The 19869-nt window shown below is 70.8% G+C and carries 18 protein-coding genes; 9 read left to right on the plus strand and 9 right to left on the minus strand.

What is annotated here, in order from left to right:
• The first annotated feature begins 5 nt into the window (after positions 1-5).
• From tpiA to pgi, 4 genes are all read left to right on the plus strand, one after another.
• Positions 6-782 (plus strand): triose-phosphate isomerase, encoded by a 777-nt coding sequence (tpiA, locus tag ACZ5WG_RS27170; RefSeq protein WP_468726527.1) that lies wholly within the window; start codon positions 6-8, stop codon positions 780-782.
• A gap of 151 nt (positions 783-933) precedes the next feature.
• Positions 934-1155: a preprotein translocase subunit SecG gene (gene secG / locus ACZ5WG_RS27175; RefSeq protein ID WP_266633638.1), complete on the plus strand. Its 222-nt coding sequence runs from the start codon at positions 934-936 to the stop codon at positions 1153-1155.
• Positions 1156-1341: 186 nt separating this feature from the next.
• Positions 1342-1677, plus strand: coding sequence for an RNA polymerase-binding protein RbpA (locus ACZ5WG_RS27180; RefSeq protein WP_007263454.1), 336 nt, complete (start codon positions 1342-1344; stop codon positions 1675-1677).
• A gap of 153 nt (positions 1678-1830) precedes the next feature.
• Positions 1831-3486: a glucose-6-phosphate isomerase gene (gene pgi / locus ACZ5WG_RS27185; RefSeq protein WP_468726672.1), complete on the plus strand. Its 1656-nt coding sequence runs from the start codon at positions 1831-1833 to the stop codon at positions 3484-3486.
• Between the two features lie 75 nt (positions 3487-3561).
• Here pgi and pgl read toward each other — a convergent pair whose 3' ends face one another.
• The 5 genes from pgl to tkt form a co-directional block, all read right to left on the minus strand.
• Positions 3562-4344, minus strand: coding sequence for a 6-phosphogluconolactonase (gene pgl / locus ACZ5WG_RS27190; RefSeq protein ID WP_468726528.1), 783 nt, complete (start codon positions 4342-4344; stop codon positions 3562-3564).
• Positions 4345-4580: 236 nt separating this feature from the next.
• Positions 4581-5645 (minus strand): glucose-6-phosphate dehydrogenase assembly protein OpcA, encoded by a 1065-nt coding sequence (opcA, locus tag ACZ5WG_RS27195; RefSeq protein WP_468726530.1) that lies wholly within the window; start codon positions 5643-5645, stop codon positions 4581-4583.
• Positions 5642-7168, minus strand: a complete 1527-nt coding sequence (gene zwf / locus ACZ5WG_RS27200) for a glucose-6-phosphate dehydrogenase (protein ID WP_468726531.1) — start codon at positions 7166-7168, stop codon at positions 5642-5644. Before zwf ends, opcA begins: the two co-directional genes overlap by 4 nt.
• A gap of 5 nt (positions 7169-7173) precedes the next feature.
• Positions 7174-8292, minus strand: a complete 1119-nt coding sequence (tal, locus tag ACZ5WG_RS27205; protein WP_468726533.1) for a transaldolase — start codon at positions 8290-8292, stop codon at positions 7174-7176.
• Between the two features lie 34 nt (positions 8293-8326).
• Complete coding sequence (gene tkt, locus ACZ5WG_RS27210; RefSeq protein WP_468726534.1) at positions 8327-10414, minus strand: transketolase; 2088 nt, start codon at positions 10412-10414, stop codon at positions 8327-8329.
• Positions 10415-10674: 260 nt separating this feature from the next.
• Between tkt and ACZ5WG_RS27215 the strand changes: the two genes are divergently transcribed.
• From ACZ5WG_RS27215 to ACZ5WG_RS27225, 3 genes are all read left to right on the plus strand, one after another.
• Positions 10675-11616: a heme o synthase gene (locus tag ACZ5WG_RS27215; RefSeq protein ID WP_468726535.1), complete on the plus strand. Its 942-nt coding sequence runs from the start codon at positions 10675-10677 to the stop codon at positions 11614-11616.
• A gap of 39 nt (positions 11617-11655) precedes the next feature.
• On the plus strand, positions 11656-12000 hold the full coding sequence (locus ACZ5WG_RS27220) for a hypothetical protein (RefSeq protein WP_266630393.1): 345 nt from the start codon (positions 11656-11658) through the stop codon (positions 11998-12000).
• A 143-nt stretch (positions 12001-12143) separates the two neighbouring features.
• Positions 12144-13271 carry an amidohydrolase family protein gene (locus ACZ5WG_RS27225; RefSeq protein WP_468726536.1) on the plus strand — a complete coding sequence of 376 codons (1128 nt, stop codon included), beginning with the start codon at positions 12144-12146 and terminating at the stop codon, positions 13269-13271.
• An 83-nt stretch (positions 13272-13354) separates the two neighbouring features.
• Here the strand turns inward: ACZ5WG_RS27225 and ACZ5WG_RS27230 are convergent, their stop codons facing one another.
• The 4 genes from ACZ5WG_RS27230 to ACZ5WG_RS27245 form a co-directional block, all read right to left on the minus strand.
• Positions 13355-14344, minus strand: coding sequence for a COX15/CtaA family protein (locus tag ACZ5WG_RS27230; protein ID WP_468726537.1), 990 nt, complete (start codon positions 14342-14344; stop codon positions 13355-13357).
• 4 nt (positions 14345-14348) lie between these two features.
• On the minus strand, positions 14349-15497 hold the full coding sequence (locus tag ACZ5WG_RS27235) for a hypothetical protein (RefSeq protein ID WP_468726539.1): 1149 nt from the start codon (positions 15495-15497) through the stop codon (positions 14349-14351).
• Between the two features lie 84 nt (positions 15498-15581).
• The gene (locus ACZ5WG_RS27240) at positions 15582-16364 is read right to left on the minus strand and encodes an ABC transporter permease (protein ID WP_468726541.1); all 783 of its coding nucleotides are present in this window, start codon (positions 16362-16364) and stop codon (positions 15582-15584) included.
• The gene (locus ACZ5WG_RS27245) at positions 16361-17287 is read right to left on the minus strand and encodes an ABC transporter ATP-binding protein (protein ID WP_468726542.1); all 927 of its coding nucleotides are present in this window, start codon (positions 17285-17287) and stop codon (positions 16361-16363) included. Before ACZ5WG_RS27245 ends, ACZ5WG_RS27240 begins: the two co-directional genes overlap by 4 nt.
• A gap of 344 nt (positions 17288-17631) precedes the next feature.
• Between ACZ5WG_RS27245 and ACZ5WG_RS27250 the strand changes: the two genes are divergently transcribed.
• Both ACZ5WG_RS27250 and sufB read left to right on the plus strand, forming a co-directional pair.
• Positions 17632-18393, plus strand: a complete 762-nt coding sequence (locus ACZ5WG_RS27250) for a helix-turn-helix transcriptional regulator (RefSeq protein WP_389409155.1) — start codon at positions 17632-17634, stop codon at positions 18391-18393.
• The gene (gene sufB / locus ACZ5WG_RS27255) at positions 18390-19805 is read left to right on the plus strand and encodes a Fe-S cluster assembly protein SufB (protein ID WP_468726543.1); all 1416 of its coding nucleotides are present in this window, start codon (positions 18390-18392) and stop codon (positions 19803-19805) included. The genes ACZ5WG_RS27250 and sufB overlap by 4 nt, the downstream gene beginning before the upstream one ends.
• Positions 19806-19869 lie beyond the last annotated feature (64 nt).

The raw sequence follows: 19869 nt of genomic DNA on the forward strand, positions 1-19869 counted from the left end.
CCTCAATGACCACGCGTACCCCGCTCATGGCGGGCAACTGGAAGATGAACCTCAACCACCTCGAGGCCATCGCGCACGTCCAGAAGCTCGCCTTCGCGCTCGCCGACAAGGACTACGACGCCGTCGAGGTCGCGGTCCTGCCGCCCTTCGTCGACCTGCGCTCGGTCCAGACCCTGGTCGACGGCGACAAGCTGAAGATCAAGTACGGCGCCCAGGACATCTCGGCGCACGAGTCCGGTGCCTACACCGGCGAGATCTCCGGCTCGATGCTCGCGAAGCTGAAGTGCACGTACGTGGCCGTCGGCCACAGCGAGCGCCGCCAGTACCACGGCGAGAGCGACGAGCTCTGCAACGCCAAGGTCAAGGCCGCCTACCAGCACGGGCTCACCCCGATCCTGTGCGTCGGCGAGGGCCTGGACATCCGCAAGGCCGGACAGCAGGTCCCGTACACGCTGGCCCAGGTCGACGGCGGCCTCAAGGACGTCCCGGCCGAGCAGGTCGAGTCCATCGTGATCGCGTACGAGCCCGTCTGGGCGATCGGGACCGGCGAGGTCGCCACCCCCGACGACGCGCAGGAGGTCTGCGGGGCGATCCGCGGCCGCCTCGCCGAGCTGTACTCCCAGGAGCTGGCCGACAAGGTCCGCATCCAGTACGGCGGCTCGGTGAAGTCCGGCAACATCGCGGCGATCATGGCCCAGCCCGACGTCGACGGCGCCCTGATCGGCGGCGCTGCACTGGACGCGGACGAGTTCGTGAAGATCGTCCGGTTCCGCGACCAGTGAGCTGCGTGATCGTCGCAGCGAGTAGGCGGTAGGGCGGATCCGTCGTACCCTTGCGGGGGCCAGGAGGCTGAACCACCAGCCACTGGCCCCCGCGCACATCCAGCAGAGCCGGAAAGCCAGAAAAGCCAGAAAGTAGGAATCAGCCGTGATTATGGGGTTCTCGATCGCCCTGATCGTCTTCAGCGGCCTGCTGATGCTCCTCGTGCTGATGCACAAGGGCAAGGGCGGCGGCCTTTCCGACATGTTCGGCGGCGGCATGCAGTCGTCGGTCGGCGGCTCCTCGGTCGCGGAGCGCAACCTGGACCGCATCACCGTCGTGGTGGGTCTGCTCTGGTTCGCCTGCATCATGGCGCTCGGCATTCTGCTGAAGTAGGAAGCCGACGGTTCTGGCCATTCAGCCGGTCCGGTCGGCTCCGCCCCGCCTATCATGAGGACGGCGTCCGCGGCCTGGAGTGAGTAACTCCATTTGCTGGACGTGCGTTGGGCCTTACGTAGACTGGGGCGCCCGCGGCGGAATCCACTCACGCTTCGCGGCACCATCACGCAGGGAGTTACGACCGTGGCAAGTGGCAACGCGATCCGTGGTAGTCGGGTCGGAGCGGGGCCGATGGGTGAGGCCGAGCGCGGCGAGTCCGCGCCCCGCCTGCGCATCTCCTTCTGGTGCTCGAACGGGCACGAGACGCAGCCGAGCTTCGCCAGCGACGCGCAGGTGCCGGACACCTGGGACTGCCCGCGCTGCGGGTTCCCGGCCGGCCAGGACCGGGACAACCCGCCGGCGCCGCCGCGCACCGAGCCCTACAAGACGCACCTGGCGTACGTACGGGAGCGCCGCACGGACGCCGACGGCGAGGCGATCCTCGCCGAGGCGCTCGCCAAGCTCCGCGGCGAGATCTGAAAACGCAAGAGTGACGGTGTGACATCGGGCCCGGCCCGCAGGAGTTGTTCTCCAGCGGGCCGGGCCCCTTTGCGTACGGTGCGTCCCTTCCGATCCCTTAGGTTGGTGATCGGCGGGGCACGACAGGACGGAAGAAACGGGTTGATGTCCGAGATGAACGCAGACAGCCGGATGAGGCTCAACCGGACGCCCGAGTGGCTGGCACTCGGCAAGCACCGAGAAGAGCTGGGGCAGACGCATCTGCGAGAGCTGTTCGCGGCGGATCCGAACCGGGGCACGGGCTACACGCTGCGGGTCGGGGACCTGTACATCGACTACTCGAAGCACCTGGTGACCGACGAGACGCTGGAGTTGCTGCGGGAACTCGCGGCGGCGACGGGCGTGGCCGGGCTGCGCGAGGCGATGTTCCGCGGCGAGAAGATCAACACGACCGAGGACCGGGCGGTCCTGCACACCGCCCTGCGCGCGCCGAAGGACGCGGTGGTCGAGGTGGACGGCGAGAACGTCGTCCCCGCGGTGCACGCCGTCCTCGACAAGATGGCGGCCTTCGCCGGCCAGGTCCGGTCGGGGGAGTGGACCGGCTTCACCGGCAAGCGCATCAAGAACGTGGTCAACATCGGCATCGGCGGCTCCGACCTGGGCCCGGCGATGGCGTACGAGGCGCTGCGCGCGTTCACCGACCGCGCCCTGACCGTACGGTTCGTGTCCAACGTGGACGGCGCCGACCTGCACGAGGCCGTACGGGACCTGGACCCGGCCGAGACGCTGTTCATCATCGCCTCCAAGACCTTCACGACCATCGAGACCATCACCAACGCCGAGTCGGCGCGGGAGTGGCTGCTGACAGGTCTCGGGGGTGACACCGCAGCCGTGGCGCGGCACTTCGTGGCGCTGTCGACCAACGCGGAGAAGGTCACCGCGTTCGGCATCGATCCGGCCAACATGTTCGGTTTCTGGGACTGGGTCGGCGGGCGCTACTCCTTCGACTCCGCGATCGGGCTCTCGCTGATGATCGCGATCGGGCCGGACTCCTTCCGGGAGATGCTGGGCGGCTTCCGGACGGTGGACGAGCACTTCCGCACGGCGCCCCCGGAGCAGAACGCACCGCTGCTGATGGGCCTGTTGGGGATCTGGTACGGCGCGTTCTTCGACGCCCAGTCGCACGCGGTCCTGCCGTACAGCCACTACCTCTCCCGCTTCACGGCGTACCTGCAGCAGTTGGACATGGAGTCCAACGGCAAGTCGGTGGACCGGGACGGCAAGCCGGTGGACTGGCAGACCGGTCCGGTCGTCTGGGGCACGCCCGGCACCAACGGGCAGCACGCGTACTACCAGTTGATCCACCAGGGCACGAAGGTGATCCCGGCGGACTTCATCGGCTTCGCCCGGCCGGTCGGCGAACTGCCGCCCAAGCTCGCGGCCCAGCACGACCTGCTGATGGCGAACTTCTTCGCGCAGACGCAGGCGCTGGCCTTCGGCAAGACCGCGGACGAGGTCCGCGCGGAGGGCGTACCGGAGCCCCTGGTCCCGCACAAGACCTTCAAGGGGAACCACCCGACCACGACGATCCTTGCGCAGGACCTCACCCCGGCGGTCCTGGGCCAGCTGATCGCCCTTTACGAGCACAAGGTGTTCGTACAGGGCGCGGTGTGGAACATCGACTCCTTCGACCAGTGGGGCGTGGAGCTCGGCAAGGTCCTGGCGAAGCGGGTCGAGCCGGCGCTGAGCGAGGGCGCGGACGTACCGGGGCTGGACGCCTCGACGAAGGCCCTCGTGGCCGCGTACCGCGGGCTGCGCGGCCGAGCCTGATCCGGTAGGCCTCGCGACGTACGAAGGGCCCGCTCCCCGTCAGGGGGCGGGCCCTTCGGTCGAACGGTGTACGGGTCAGGCCGAGGCCGGGGGGTACATCGACGACGGGAGCTTCGCGGCCGCCGCGCGGTCCAGGAGCCACAGCGTGCGGGAGCGCCCGTACGCGGCCGCCGCCGGGGCCTGGATCCCCCCGGCGCCGCCGAGCGCGATCGCCACCGCGCCCGCCTTGTCCTCGCCGGCCGCCAGCAGCCAGACCTCGCGGGCCGCCCGGATCGCCGGGAGGGTCAGCGAGACCCGCGTCGGCGGGGGCTTCGGCGCGCCGTGGACGCCGACCACCGTGCGCTCGGTCTCGCGCGCCGCCGGGTGCTCCGGGAACAGTGAGGCCACGTGCGTGTCCGGGCCCACGCCCAGCATCAGCACGTCGAAACGCGGCACCGGACCGTGGTCCTCCGGACCCGCGGCCTGCCGCAGCTCCTCCGCGTACGCGTCCGCCGCCGCATCGACGTCGTCCCCGTACGGGCCGTCCGAGGCCGGCATGACGTGCACGCGTGCCGGGTCCACCGGGACGGCGTCCAGGAGCGCCGCACGGGCCTGTACGTGGTTGCGCTCGGGGTCGTCGGCGGGGACGTACCGCTCGTCGCCCCACCACAGGTCCAGCCGGGCCCAGTCGACGGCGTCGCGGGCCGGGGCGGCCGCCAGTGCGGCGAGCAGGCCGTTGCCGTTGCGGCCGCCGGTGAGGACGACGGAGGCGCTGCCGCGGGCCGCCTGCGCGTCGACGATCTTCGTGATGAGCCGGGCCGCTGCGGCCTGGGCCATCAGCTCCTTGTCCCGGTGGACGACGACCTGGGGAGTCGTCATACCCATGTCTGCTGCCGCCTTGTCGTAGTGCGGGTGTGCGGGGGTGCGGGTTCCGCTGCGCGGGGCTTCTTCCCCCGCCCCGCCCCTTCCCGAAACCGGGGGCTCCGCCCCCGGACCCCCGGTCCTCAAACGCCGGACGGGCTGGGAGAACCAGCCCCGCCGGCGTTTGAGGCGCGGGGTCCGGGGGCGGAGCCCCGGTTCGGGAAGGGGCGGGGAGAGGGCCCCGCGCAGCGGTCCTACTTGGCCGGGGCCTTCTTCGACGGTTTGGCCGCGGGCTTCGCCGGCTCGGCGTCGGCCTTGGGGCCGGTCACGGTCTCGGGGGAGTCCGAGGCCGAGGCCTTGGCCGGAGCCGGAGCCCCCGCCGGGGCCGGGGCCGCGGCGGCCAGTTTGGCCACGCCGAACTTCAGCGAGGCCTCGTACGTGTTGTCCGGGTCGAGCCGGCGCAGCTCCTCCGCCAGCAGCTCGGCCGTGTCACGGCGCTTGAGCGCCACCGCACGGTCGGGCTGCCCCGGCATGCACAGGGTGGCCAGCGAGCCGTCGGCCCGGTCCAGGACGATGTCGCCGTCCTTGGTCTCCAGCCGGACCGAGGTCAGGCCGGGGCCCTCCGAACGGGTCCGCTTGACGGGCACCTGGAGGCGGTCCGCCAGCCACATGGCCAGCAGCTCGCAGCTCGGGTTCTCGTCCTCGCCCTCGACGGCCGCCGAGGTGACCTTCAGAGCCTGCTGGTCCAGCGCGGCGGCCAGCATCGACCGCCACGGCGTGACCCGGGTCCAGGACAGGTCCGTGTCACCCGGGGCGTAGGCCGCAGCCCGCTCCCCGAGCCCCTGCAGCGGGTTCTCGCAGGCGTACGTGTCCGTGATCCGGCGCTGCCCGAGCGCACCCAGCGGGTCGCCCGCCAGGTCCGACGGGGCACCGTCCGGCCACCAGACCACGACGGGCGCGTCCGGCAGCAGGAGCGGGAGAACCACCGACTGGGCGTGGTGGACCAGTTCACCGTGAAGGCGGAGCACCACCGTCTCGCCGGTGCCTGCGTCCGCCCCGACGCGGATTTCCGCGTCGAGACGGGCGTCGCGGCGGCTGCGCGGCGAGCGGCTGACCCGCTTGATGACGACGACGATCCGCGAAGGGTGTTCGTGGGACGCGTCGTTCGCCGACTTGAGCGCGTCGTACGCGTTCTCTTCGTCGGTCACGATCACCAGCGTGAGGACCATGCCGATGGCCGGCGTGCCGATGTCCCGGCGCGCCTGCACCAAAGCGGCGTTGATCTTGCTGGAGGTGGTCTCCGTGAGGTCGATCTTCATGGCCGGCGCCAGCTCCGTCCGTCTCGTGCGAGCATCTCGTCCGCCTCGACCGGCCCCCAGGTTCCCGCCGGGTACTGCGCGGGCTTGCCGTGCTTGTCCCAGTACTCCTCGATCGGGTCGAGGATGTTCCAGGACAGCTCGACCTCCTGGTGGCGCGGGAAGAGGTTCGCGTCACCCAGCAGGACATCGAGGATCAGCCGCTCGTACGCCTCGGGGCTCGACTCCGTGAAGGACTCGCCGTAGGCGAAGTCCATCGTGACGTCCCGGACCTCCATGGAGGTGCCCGGAACCTTGGAGCCGAAGCGCACCGTCACGCCCTCGTCCGGCTGGACCCGGATGACCAGGGCGTTCTGCCCCAGCTCCTCGGTCGCGCCCGACTCGAACGGCAGGTAGGGAGCCCGCTTGAAGACCACCGCGATCTCGGTCACCCGGCGGCCCAGGCGCTTGCCGGTCCGCAGGTAGAACGGGACGCCCGCCCAGCGGCGGTTGTTGATCTCCAGGCGGATGGCCGCGTAGGTGTCGGTCTTCGACTTGGGGTCGATGCCGTCCTCTTCGAGGTACCCGACGACCTTCTCGCCACCCTGCCACGCCGCCGAGTACTGGCCGCGCACGGTGTGCTTGCCCAGGTCCTCGGGGAGCTCGACGGCCGTGAGGACCTTGAGCTTCTCCGCCACCAGCGCCTTGGGGTGGAAGGAGCCGGGCTCCTCCATCGCGGTCAGCGCGAGCAGCTGGAGCAGGTGGTTCTGGATGACGTCGCGGGCCGCGCCGATGCCGTCGTAGTAGCCGGCCCGGCCGCCGATGCCGATGTCCTCGGCCATGGTGATCTGCACGTGGTCGACGTACGACCGGTTCCAGATCGGCTCGAACATCGTGTTGGCGAAGCGGAGCGCCAGGATGTTCTGGACGGTCTCCTTGCCGAGGTAGTGGTCGATCCGGAAGACCTCGTCCCGCGGGAAGACCTCGTGGACGACCTTGTTGAGCTCCTCGGCGCTCTTCAGGTCGTGCCCGAAGGGCTTCTCGATGACGGCACGCCGCCAGGAGCCTTCCTTCTGCGCCAGCCCGTGGTTCTTGAGCTGCTGGACGACCTTCGGGAAGAACTTCGGCGGCACGGACAGGTAGAAGGCGAAGTTGCCGCCCGTACCCTGCGCCTTGTCCAGCTCGTCGATCGTCGACTTCAGCGTCTCGAACGCCGCGTCGTCGTCGAAGTCGCCCTGCACGAACCGGCAGCCCTGCACCAGCTGCTGCCAGACCTCCTCCCGGAAGGGGGTGCGCGAGTGCTGCTTGACGGCCTCGTACACCTCCTGGGCGAAGTCCTCGTGCTCCCATTCACGCCGGGCGAAACCGATCAGCGAGAAGCCCGGCGGCAGCAGCCCCCGGTTCGCCAGGTCGTAGATGGCCGGCATCAGCTTCTTGCGCGACAGGTCACCCGTAACGCCGAAAATGACCAGGCCGGACGGCCCCGCGATGCGCGGGAGCCGCCGGTCCTGTGCGTCACGAAGCGGGTTCGCTCCGTTCACAGTCAAAGTGTTCAGGCCTCCGTGGGGGCGAGGCGCTCGAGCTCCGCCTCGGTGGACTTCAGCAGGTCGTTCCAGGACGCCTCGAACTTCTCGACGCCCTCGTCCTCGAGCAGCTGCACCACATCGTCGTACGAGATGCCCAGCTTCGCGACCGCATCGAGCTCGGCGCGGGACTGGTCGTACGTGGCGCGCACGGTGTCACCCGTGATCTGACCGTGGTCGGCGGTGGCCTCCAGGGTGGCCTCCGGCATGGTGTTCACCGTGTTCGGGGCGACCAGGTCGTCCACGTACAGGGTGTCCTTGTACGCCGGGTCCTTGACGCCCGTCGAGGCCCACAGCGCACGCTGCTTGTTGGCGCCGACACGCTCCAGGGCGTTCCACCGGTCGGAGGAGAAGACCTCCTCGTACGCCTCGTAGGCCAGACGGGCGTTGGCGAGCGCCGCCTTGCCCTTGAGGGCCTTCGCCTCGTCGGAGCCGACGGCGTCCAGGCGCTTGTCGATCTCGCTGTCCACGCGGGACACGAAGAAGGAGGCGACCGAGTGGATCAGGGAGAGGTCCAGGCCCGCGGCCTTGGCCTTCTCCAGACCCGCCAGGTACGCGTCCATGACCTCGCGGTAACGCTCCAGCGAGAAGATCAGCGTCACGTTGACGCTGATGCCCTTGCCGATGACCTCGGTGATCGCCGGCAGGCCGGCCTTGGTCGCCGGGATCTTGATCAGCGTGTTCGGGCGGTCCACCAGCCAGGCGAGCTGCTTGGCCTCGGCGATGGTCGCCGTGGTGTTGTGGGCCAGGCGCGGGTCGACCTCGATGGAGACCCGGCCGTCCTGGCCGTCGGTGCGGTCGTAGACCGGGCGCAGGATGTCGGCGGCGTCGCGGACGTCCGCCGTCGTGATCATGCGGATGGCCTCGTCGACGGTGACCTTGCGGGCGGCGAGGTCGGCGAGCTGCTGCTCGTAGCCGTCGCCGCTGCTGATCGCCTTCTGGAAGATCGACGGGTTGGTGGTGACACCGACCACGTGCGACTGGTCGATGAGCTCGGCCAGGTTGCCGGACGTGATGCGCTTGCGGGACAGGTCGTCCAGCCAGATCGCCACGCCCTCGTCGGAGAGGCGCTTGAGTGCGTCTGTCATGGGAATTGCATCTCCTACTGGTTTTGTACGGGCGTCAGCGCGCGGCGGCGGCGATGGAGTCCTTGGCGGCGGCGGTCACGGCCTCGGCGGTGAAGCCGAACTCGCGGAACAGCACCTTGGCGTCGGCGGAGGCACCGAAGTGCTCCAGCGAGACGATCCGGCCGGCGTCGCCGACGTAGCGGTGCCAGGTCAGGCCGATCCCGGCCTCGACCGCGACGCGCGCCTTGACGGACGGCGGCAGGACGCTGTCCTTGTACGCCTGGTCCTGCTCCTCGAACCACTCGACGGACGGCATCGAGACCACGCGGGCCGGGATGCCCTCGGCCTGCAGCGCCTCGCGCGCGGCGACGGCGAGCTGGACCTCGGAGCCGGTGCCGACGAGGACGACCTGCGCCTGGCCGCCTTCGGCCTCGAAGAGCACGTACCCGCCCTTGGCGGCGTCCTCGTTGCGCTCGTACGTCGGCACGCCCTGACGGGTCAGCGCCAGACCGTGCGGGGCGCCCTTGCCGAACACCTTGGTGTGGCGGCGCAGGATCTCGCGCCAGGCGATGACGGTCTCGTTCGCGTCGGCCGGGCGGACCAGGTTCAGGCCCGGGATGGCGCGCAGCGAGGCGAGGTGCTCGACCGGCTGGTGGGTCGGGCCGTCCTCGCCCAGGCCGATGGAGTCGTGCGTCCACACGTACGTGACCGGCACGTGCATCAGCGCGGACAGGCGCACGGCGTTGCGCATGTAGTCGGAGAACACCAGGAAGGTGCCGCCGTAGATACGGGTGTGGCCGTGCAGCGCGATGCCGTTCATGGTCGCGGCCATGGCGTGCTCGCGGATGCCGAAGTGGACGGTGCGGCCGTACGGGTCGGCCTCCGGCAGCGGGTTGCCCTTCGGGAGGAAGGACGAGTGCTTGTCGATCGTGGTGTTGTTGGAGCCGGCCAGGTCGGCCGAGCCGCCCCACAGCTCCGGGATGACCGCGCCGAGCGCCTCGAGCACCTTGCCGGAGGCCGCGCGGGTGGCGAGCCCCTTGCCGGTCTCGAAGACGGGGAGCTTGTCCTCCCAGCCCGCGGGCAGCTCGTTGGCGTTGATGCGGTCGAACTCGGCGGCGCGTTCCGCGTTGGCGGTGCGCCAGGCGGAGAAGTCCTTCTCCCAGGCGGCCTTGGCCTCGCGGCCGCGGTCCAGCGCCTTGCGGGTGTGCGCGAGGACCTCGTCGGAGACGTCGAAGGACTTCTCCGGGTCGAAGCCGAGGACGCGCTTGGTGGCGGCCACCTCGTCGTCGCCGAGGGCCGAGCCGTGCGAGGCCTCGGTGCCCTGTGCGTGCGGGGCCGGCCAGGCGATGATCGAGCGCATCGCGATGAAGGAGGGGCGCCCGGTCTCGGCCTTGGCCGCGGCCAGGGCCTCGAACAGCGCCTTGGGGTCGAGGTCGCCGTTCGGCTGCTGCGCGACGCGCTGGACGTGCCAGCCGTACGCCTCGTAGCGCTTCAGGGTGTCCTCGGAGACGGCCGTCTCCGTGTCACCCTCGATGGAGATGTGGTTGTCGTCCCACAGCAGCACCAGGTTGCCGAGCTTCTGGTGGCCGGCCAGGGCGGACGCCTCGTGGGAGATGCCCTCCTGGAGGCAGCCGTCGCCCGCGATCGCGTAGACCATGTGGTCGAACGGAGAGGTGCCCTGGGGGGCCTCCGGGTCGAACAGGCCGCGCTCGTAGCGGGCGGCCATGGCCATGCCCACCGCGTTGGCGATGCCCTGGCCCAGCGGGCCGGTGGTGGTCTCGACGGCGGCCGTGTGGCCGTACTCCGGGTGGCCGGGGGTCTTGGAACCCCAGGTGCGGAACGCCTCGAGGTCGGCCAGCTCCAGGCCGAAGCCGCCCAGGTAGAGCTGGGTGTAGAGAGTGAGGGACGAGTGCCCCGCGGAAAGCACGAAACGGTCGCGGCCGACCCACTCGGGATCGGCCGGGTCGTGCCGCATCACCTTCTGGAAGAGGGTGTACGCGGCGGGGGCCAGGCTCATCGCCGTACCGGGGTGGCCGTTACCGACCTTCTGGACCGCGTCGGCGGCCAGGATGCGGGCGGTGTCGACGGCCCGCTGGTCGAGATCGGTCCAGTCGAGCTCTGTGGTCGTCGGCTTGGTGCTCACCGTGGGTCAGGGCTCCTCTCCACATGTCTGTTACCCGGTGACGAACGGTGCACCGGCGCGATTCCGAGCCTACCCCCGTGACGGCGTGCAGCTATTCGAGTGCCCGCAGTCCGTCACAACGTCGGCGGTCCGATCGGACCAACACGAGCCGACCCCCGCGCAGGGCGACGTAAGTGCAACGTCTAGAGTGGCGTGGTACGTGCGAGCCTTCAGCGGACCTTTATGTCCGGAGCTTGCTGGTTTCTCTGTCAGGGGTGTGCGTGACGGCCGTCGAATCCCGTCCAGCGGGGGTGCTCGGGACGAGCCCCGGTCACCGGCCGTTCGGGGCCCGGGTCATGGCTTTCGTGGCTTTGACCAAGCCGCGGATCATCGAACTTCTGCTGATCACCACAGTGCCGGTGATGTTCCTCGCGGAGCAGGGCGTGCCGTCGCTGTGGCTGGTCCTCGCGACCTGCTTCGGCGGCTACTTGTCCGCGGGCGGCGCCAACGCGCTGAACATGTACATCGACCGCGACATCGACGCGCTGATGGACCGGACCTCGCAGCGGCCGCTGGTGACCGGCATGGTCAGCCCGCGTGAGTGCCTTGCCTTCGGCATCACCCTCGGCGTGGTCTCCACCCTGTTCTTCGGGCTGCTCGTCAACTGGCTGTCGGCTGCGCTCGCGCTCGGCGCGCTCCTCTTCTACGTCGTCGTCTACACGATGCTGCTGAAGCGGCGCACCGCGCAGAACATCGTCTGGGGCGGCATCGCGGGCTGCATGCCGGTGCTCATCGGCTGGTCCGCCGTCAAGAACGAGGTCTCCTGGGCCGCCGTGATCCTCTTCCTCGTCATCTTCTTCTGGACGCCGCCGCACTACTGGCCGCTGTCCATGAAGGTGAAGGACGACTACGCGCGCGTCGGCGTGCCGATGCTGCCGGTCGTGGCCGGCAACAAGGCCGTGGCGCGCCAGATCGTCCTCTACAGCTGGGTGATGGTGGCCGTCTCGCTGCTGCTGACCCCGCTGGGGTACACCGGCTGGTTCTACACCGCGGTCGCGCTGGCGTCGGGCGGCTGGTGGCTGTGGGAGGCGCACGCGCTGCACGCACGGGCCAAGGCCGGCCTGACGGGCGCGAAGCTCAAGGAGATGCGCCTGTTCCACTGGTCGATCACGTACGTGTCGCTGCTCTTCGTCGCCGTGGCCGTGGATCCCTTCCTCCGCTGACGCTTCCTCCGTTCATTACCCGCCGGTAGCATGCTGTCCATGGCAGACACCACCGCGGACACCGCAGACAAGAAGCAGGACCGGAAGGCCGCGAAGCTGGCCAAGCAGATCGGCGCGTTCGCCAAGGAGCACGGCGGCGCCGAGGGCCAGATCGCGCACATCGGCCAGGCCGGTACCCGGATCGTCCTCGTCGGCACGGACGGCGGCTGGGGCGACCTGGTGGCCCCGACCTACGCGGTGGCCCAGCTGGCCGCCGAGAAGGCCGGCCTGACCCTCCACGAGGAGTTCGACGGCGAGTTCGCCGCGCGTGTGAAGACCGGCCCGTACGAGTGGTCGCGCATGGCCGGCATCCAGCTCGGCGGGGCGGCGAACCCGGCGGCCTGACGCCCGAGGGTGCCGTGCTCCGACGGGGCTTCGCCCCTTCGGTGGCCGCTCGGTCAACAGCGCGAGCAACACCTCACACCCCGCTCACCCGTTAGGACGTGTGGAAGCCCCTTCCTCCCTCACGTCCGCAACGGGATGCCCGGATGATCGAAACGCCGCCCCTGGTGGACCAGTACTGCCACGGAGTGCTCCGTACGGAGCTGGGCCTCGGCACCTTCGAGGCCCAGCTGATCCGCTCGGCCGGCCCGCCCGCCGCCGGGACCACCTTCTTCGACACCCAGACCGGTTTCGCGGTGCGCCGCTGGTGCCCGCCGCTGCTCGGGCTGGAGCCGCACTGCGCCCCCGCCCGGTACCTGGCGCGGCGGCGCGAGCTCGGCGTGGTCGAGTCCGGGCGCAGGCTGCTGCGCGGCTCGGGCGTCGCCGCCTATCTGGTGGACACCGGAGTGCCGGGGGACCTCACCGGCCCCAAGGAACTGGCGCTCGCGGGGGACGCCGACGCCTTCGAGGTCGTACGGCTGGAGCTGCTGGCCGAGCAGGTCGCCGACACCTCCGGCACGGTCCCCGCCTTCCTCGCCAACCTCGCCGAGGCCGTCCACCACGCCGCCGCGGCTGCCGTGGCCTTCACCTGCGGTGCGGAGGCGGGATATCCCGCCGCCCTCGGGCGCGCCCCCGAGCCGCCCGGTCCGGGCGAGGTGCACGGGGCCGCCGGGCGGTGGCTGGCCCGGCGCTCCAAGGGCGGGGCCGTCCGGGACCCCGTACTCCTGCGGCACCTGCTGTGGAGCGCGGTGGCGACCGGGCTGCCGCTCCAGCTGCACACCGGGGCGGGCGCGGGGGAGCCGGGGCAGCGGCCGGAGCAGGCCGATCCGGCGCTGCTGACCGGGTTCGTACGGGCCACCGCGGGGCTGGGGACCCGGTTGGTGCTGCTCGGCGGATACCCGTACCAACGGCACGCCGCCCAGCTGGCGGCGGCCTTCCCGCACGTCCACGCCGATCTCGGCGCGGCGCTCGGCCAGAGCGGACCGCGGGCGGCGGGGGTGCTGGCCGAGGTGCTCGAGCTCGCCCCCTTCGGCAAGCTGCTGTTCTCCAGCGGCGGGGGCCGGCTGCCCGAACTGCACGCGGTGGGCGCCCTGGTGTTCCGGGAGGCGCTGGGCCGGGTGCTGGGCGGCTGGGTCGGCGAGGGAGCCTGGTCCTGGCGGGACGCCGAACGGGTGGCGGCCATGATCGCGGCGGGCAACGCCCGGCGCGTCTACCGGCTGGACGAGCGCGGGTGAAGCGCGAGCCCGTGAATCCGAGAGCGCGTGAGCCCGTGAGCCCGTGAGCTCGCCCGGGCCGGCGCCCGGGCGGCCCCCGCGGCTCAGACGGAGGAGAGCTGCGGGTCGCTCTGCGCCGGGATCTCCGCCTGCGCCACGGGCCGCTCCCGCAGGCTCAGCGCCACGCGGACCACGGCGATCCACACCAGGCAGGAGCCGAGCATGTGGGCGGCGACCAGGGCCTCGGGCACGTGGGTGAAGTACTGGACGTAGCCGATGCCGCCCTGGGCGAGCAGCACGATCAGCAGGTCGCGGGCGCGCGCCCGGGTGTCGGCCGGCGCGTCGACCACGCGCAGCACCAGCCACATGGCCAAGGCGAGCGCGCACACCACCCAGGCGGAGATCGCGTGGACGTGGGCGGTGGCCGCCCAGTCGAACGGCATCCGCTTGATCTCGCTGCGGTCGCCGGCGTGCGGACCGGAACCGGTGACCACCGTGCCCGCGGCGATCAGCACCAGCGTGGTCGCGATCAGCGCCCACGAGAGCTTGCGCACGGGAGCGGGCACGCGCGGCCGGGGAGCGCCGTCGCCCTCGCGGGCGCGCTGCCAGGTGACGGTCGTGACGGTGATCAGTGCGGTGGCGAGCAGGAAGTGCCCGGCCACGCTGTACGGGTTGAGCCCCGTCAGGACGGTGATGCCGCCGAGGACCGCGTTGCCCATCACGACGAAGAACTGGACCCAGCCGAGCTTCGTCAGCGAACGGCGCCACGGCTTGGCCGAGCGGGCCGCGATGATGCACCAGCCGACGGCCGCGCTGAGCACGTACGTCAGCATGCGGTTGCCGAACTCGATGGCCCCGTGGAAGCCCTGCGCCTGGGTCACGATCAGGCTGTCGTCCGTGCACTTGGGCCAGGTGTCGCAGCCGAGACCGGATCCGGTCAGCCGCACCGCACCGCCGGTGACGACGATGAGCACGCTCATGACGAGCGCGGCGAACGCGGCCTGCCGGACGATCCGGGGTGACGGAGTCCAGCGGCCTGCGATGTAAGCGAGAGGGGTCAACACGGCCCTTATCGTACGCGGAGCCTTGTGCAAACTTTCACGAGGGGGTCCCCGGCGGGCTGCCCGTGGCTGCATCGGGCCCGACGGCCAGCCGGAACCGGGCCCCGGCGGGGTCGCCTTCCTCGTGCCACCAGACCCGCACGCGCCAATGGGCGCCGTCGCCCGGGTAGTCCGCGGAACCGGTGAACCCGTGCACCAATTCGGCGCCTACGTCCTCGGCTGTCCTGTTTCTTACATCTGCCCCGCTGTGCCATGGATGTTCCAGTACGTTCCACAGGCCGTCAGGACCGCGCACCTCGAAGCGCCATACCGCGCGCCAAGGCGTGACCTCCAGCATCGTGCGCACCTGTTCGGCGCCGAGGTGCAGCCGGGCCGCGATCTCGGGCTCGGCCACCCCTTGGATCCTGGCCGCCACCACGGCCCGCGGCAGCAGGGGTTCAGGCAGCAGCCCCTGCGCGCGCAGGTTCACCAGGGAGCCGAAGGACAGGAAGCGCAGACGCAGTTCCAGCTGGCGGCCGATGTGGTCGAGGGCCTCCTCCGCCTCCTGGGCCTCCTCCGAAGCGGGGGCCGCGAGCAGCAGTTGGCGGAAACCGCCCTCCGCGTCCACCGCCCACGCCACCGCCTCCTCGGCGGAGCCCAGCTCGGCGAGGCGGTCCCCGAGGAACACCTTGGCCTGCGCGAGGCCGCGCCGGTTGACCGGATCGTGCTGGTCCAGGCCCGCCCAGACCTCGACCGCCGCCCGGGTCAGGTCCCGCGCGCGCTCGCCCGCCGCCCGCTCCATGGCACTCGGGCCGGTCTCCGCCGCGGGGCCGAGCGGATAGCGGGGCAGCCGCTCCCCGTCGCTCAGCGGCCAGGACAGCCAGACCCCCTGGTTGATCAGGCCCCGGGCGTACCAGCGGGCGTACTCCGGGGCGTGCCCGGCCGCCTGCTGCGCGGACCGCAGCCCCTCCTCGACGGCCGCCAGGGCCCCGGCCCGGTCGCCGCCGGCGAACCGGCGGGCCGCCAGGTCACCGAGGCGAAGGCCGAGCCGCGCCGCGCACTCCGGATCGCTCCGCGCCGGTTCGCGCAGTGCGCCGATCAGCTCCGTCAGCAGCGCCTCGGCCTCGGCGGGCGCCGCCCGTGCGGCCCCCGACCGGATCCGTGCCCATTGAGCGTCCAGCCGTAGAACGTCTTCCCGCTGCGCCATGCCCGCCCCCCGGCGTTCTGGTGTGCACCGCCCCCGCGGGGCGGCGCCCATCCTCCTGCCAGGCCAACGTCCGGGGGCGGCGATTCACTCCCAGCGGAACAGCTTCGCGGCGGCGCCGAGCCCGAGCACGGCCCACGCGGCGAGCACGGCCGCGTCCCCCCAGGGCAGCGCGGCCCCGTGCTGGAGCACCTCGCGCAGCCCGTCGGACAGCGCCGAGATCGGCAGCAGGCCGAGTACGGACTGCACGGCGCCGGGGAACTTCTCCATCGGCACGATCACCCCGCCGCCGACCAGCAACAGCAGGAACACCAGGTTGGCGGCGGCCAGCGTGGCCTCGGCCTTCAGGGTGCCCGCCATCAGCAGCCCGAGCCCGGAGAAGGCGGCCGTGCCCAGCAGGACCAGTGCGGCGACCGCGAGCGGGTTGCCGTGCGGGGACCAGCCCAGGGCGAAGGCGATCACGGTCAGCAGCGCGATCTGCAGCACCTCGGTGACCAGCACGGACAGGGTCTTCGCGGCCATCAGCGCCCACCGCGGCAGCGGCGAGGCGCCGAGCCGCTTGAGCACCCCGTAGCGGCGGTCGAAGCCGGTGGCGATGGCCTGGCCGGTGAAGGCGGTGGACATCACGGCCAGCGCCAGGATGCCGGGCGCGAGGAAGTCCACGGACTTCTCGGCGCCCCCCTCTTGGACGGGCACGGTGACGATGTCGACGGCGGAGAACAGCACCAGCAGCAGAGCCGGGATGATCACGGTCAGCAGCAGCTGCTCCCCGTTGCGCAGCAGCATCCGCGTCTCCAGCGCGGTCTGCGCCAGGATCATGCGGGACACGGGCGCGGCCCCCGGGTTGGGGGCGAACGTACCGGCGCTCATGCGCGCAGCTCCTTACCGGTCAGCTCCAGAAACACGTCTTCGAGGGTGTGCCGCTCCACCGAGAGGCTGCTCGGCATCACCCCGTGCTGCGCGCACCAGGAGGCGACGGTGGCCAGCAGCTGCGGGTCCACGGCGCCGACGACCCGGTACACGCCGGCGCTGAGCTCGGCGGCCTCGGTGCCGTCGGGCAGAGCCTTCAGCAGCGAGCCGAGGTCGAGGGCGGGCCGGCCGGTGAAGCGCAGGGTGTTCTCGGCGCCGCCGCGGCACAGCTGCTCGGGGCTGCCGTGGGCGATGACCCGGCCCGCGTCGACGATGGCGACCTCGTCCGCGAGCTGCTCGGCCTCGTCCATGTGGTGGGTGGTGAGGACGACGGAGACCCCGTCGGCGCGCAGTTCCCGTACGAGGTCCCAGGTCGCCCGGCGGGCCTGCGGGTCGAGCCCGGCGGTCGGCTCGTCCAGGAAGACCAGCTCGGGCCGGCCCACCACGGCCATGGCGAGGGCCAGGCGCTGCTGCTGGCCGCCGGAGAGGCGGCGGTAGGCGGTGCGGCCGCAGCCGCCCAGCCCGAGCCGTTCCACCAGGACGTCCACGTCGAGCGGGTCGGCGTACAGCCTGGCCATGTGGCGCAGCATCTCGACGGCGCGGGCGCCGGAGTAGACCCCGCCGGACTGGAGCATCACGCCGATCCGCGGGCGCAGTGCCTCGGCTTGGGCGACCGGGTCGAGGCCGAGGACGCGGACGGTGCCCGCGTCGGGGCGGTGGTAGCCCTCGCAGGTCTCCACGGTGGTCGTCTTGCCCGCGCCGTTGGGACCGAGGACGGCGGTGACCGACGCCTTGCGGACGGTGAGGTCCAGGCCGTCCACCGCGGTTTTGGGTCCGTACCGCTTCACCAGTCCGCGGATCTCCACGGCGGGGTCATTGCTCATGCGGGTGAGTCTACGGAGCCGTAGAAGGGGTCCCGGGTCCCGGGGTCGAGGGGGTGCGGACGTGTGTACCGATGACTTTTTCGGGTGCGCAGCCTGGATGGACCAGTCGGTTTCGGTGATCTTTTCTGCAATTCGACGCGCGCCGTGCCGCGGAACGCCGTGGGCGGGGGATTGCTGGTGGGAGCCGTTTCCCGGCGCACCTCAGGGGCTCGGAACGGACGCGGAGCAATGCCATCCGCTTAACTCTGCGTAGACAAATTAGGTAACCCTTAGTGATAGAGGCCACCAGGGGTGGCCTCCGTCACGGCTTGTCGGGGCTCGACTAATTACGCAACAATGGCGTTGTGAAATACGGCGAACGGATGATCGAGACCCCCCAGGGGGAACTCGCTACCGGGGAGCGGTCAACCCGCAACCGGGTCGCGCGCTCCATCCTGGACCACGGTCCGTCCACCGTCGCCGACCTCGCCGCACGTCTCGGCCTCACCCAGGCCGCCGTCCGCCGCCACCTCGACACGCTCGTCGCCGACGACGTGGTCGAGCCCCGTGAGCAGCGCGTCTACGGCACGCGCACCCGGGGCCGGCCCGCCAAGGTCTTCGCGCTGACCGACTGCGGCCGCGACGCGTTCGACCAGTCCTACGACTCGCTCGCCGCGGACGCAATGCGCTGGATCGCGCAGGCCGCCGGCGGAGGCGAGCAGGGGGAGGCGGCCGTCGCCGCCTTCGCCAGGGCGCGGATGGACGCACAGGCCGAGACCTACCGGGAGAGCCTGGACGCCGCCGCCCCCGCGGAGCGCACCGAGGCCCTTGCCAAGGCGTTGACCGCGGACGGGTACGCTGCTACGGCGAAGAGCGCTCCCGGTCCGCACAGCGGTGAACAGCTCTGCCAGCACCACTGCCCGGTCGCCCATGTCGCCGAGCAGTTCCCGCAGCTCTGCGAGGCGGAGACCGAGGTCTTCTCCCGCCTGCTCGGGACGCATGTGCAGCGCCTCGCCACGATCGCCCACGGCGACGGGGTGTGCACCACGTTCATCCCACGAGGCGCGGGCACCGCACAGACCGACACATCAGCATCTGCAAGTACGGCCGGGAGGAACCCCGCATGACCACGGAGACTGCTCACCCTGAGCTCGATGGCCTGGGCACCTACGAATATGGCTGGGCCGACTCCGACGCGGCCGGCGCCGCTGCCAAGCGGGGTCTGTCCGAGGACGTCGTGCGCGACATCTCGGCCAAGAAGAACGAGCCGGAGTGGATGCTGAAGCTCCGCCTCAAGGGCCTCAAGCTCTTCGGCAAGAAGCCCATGCCGACCTGGGGCTCCGACCTCTCCGGCATCGACTTCGACAACATCAAGTACTTCGTGCGTTCGACCGAGAAGCAGGCTGCTTCGTGGGAGGACCTGCCGGAGGACATCAAGAACACGTACGACAAGCTCGGCATCCCGGAGGCGGAGAAGCAGCGCCTCGTCGCCGGTGTCGCGGCCCAGTACGAGTCCGAGGTCGTCTACCACCAGATCCGCGAGGACCTGGAGGAGCAGGGCGTCATCTTCCTCGACACGGACACCGCGCTCAAGGAGCACCCGGAGCTCTTCCAGGAGTACTTCGGCACGGTCATCCCGGTCGGCGACAACAAGTTCGCGTCGCTGAACACCGCCGTGTGGTCGGGCGGCTCGTTCATCTACGTGCCCAAGGGCGTCAAGGTCGACATCCCGCTCCAGGCCTACTTCCGTATCAACACGGAGAACATGGGCCAGTTCGAGCGGACGCTGATCATCGTCGACGAGGACGCGTACGTCCACTACGTCGAGGGCTGCACCGCCCCGATCTACTCCTCGGACTCGCTGCACAGCGCCGTGGTCGAGATCATCGTGAAGAAGGGCGGCCGCTGCCGCTACACGACCATCCAGAACTGGTCGAACAACGTCTACAACCTGGTCACCAAGCGCGCCGTGGCGTACGAGGGCGCGACCATGGAGTGGATCGACGGCAACATCGGTTCCAAGGTCACCATGAAGTACCCGGCCGTCTACCTGATGGGCGAGCACGCCAAGGGCGAGACCCTGTCCATCGCCTTCGCGGGCGAGGGCCAGCACCAGGACGCCGGCTCCAAGATGGTCCACATGGCGCCGAACACCTCCTCCAACATCGTCTCCAAGTCGGTGGCGCGAGGCGGCGGCCGCACCTCGTACCGCGGCCTGGTCGAGATCGGCGAGGGTGCCCACGGCTCCAAGTCGAACGTGCTCTGCGACGCGCTCCTGGTCGACACCATCTCCCGCTCGGACACGTACCCGTACGTGGACGTCCGCGAGGACGACGTCTCCATGGGCCACGAGGCCACGGTCTCCAAGGTCTCCGACGACCAGCTCTTCTACCTGATGAGCCGCGGTCTGACGGAGTTCGAGGCCATGGCCATGATCGTGCGCGGCTTCGTCGAGCCCATCGCGCGCGAGCTGCCCATGGAGTACGCGCTGGAGCTCAACCGGCTGATCGAGCTGCAGATGGAGGGTTCGGTCGGTTAATCCCGGCCGGCCGCCCGTACCGCAGCACATTCTTTGACGTAGACACGAGAGCGAGCAAGACGAC

The sequence above is a fragment of the Streptomyces sp. NPDC032745 genome, assembly GCF_055579465.1.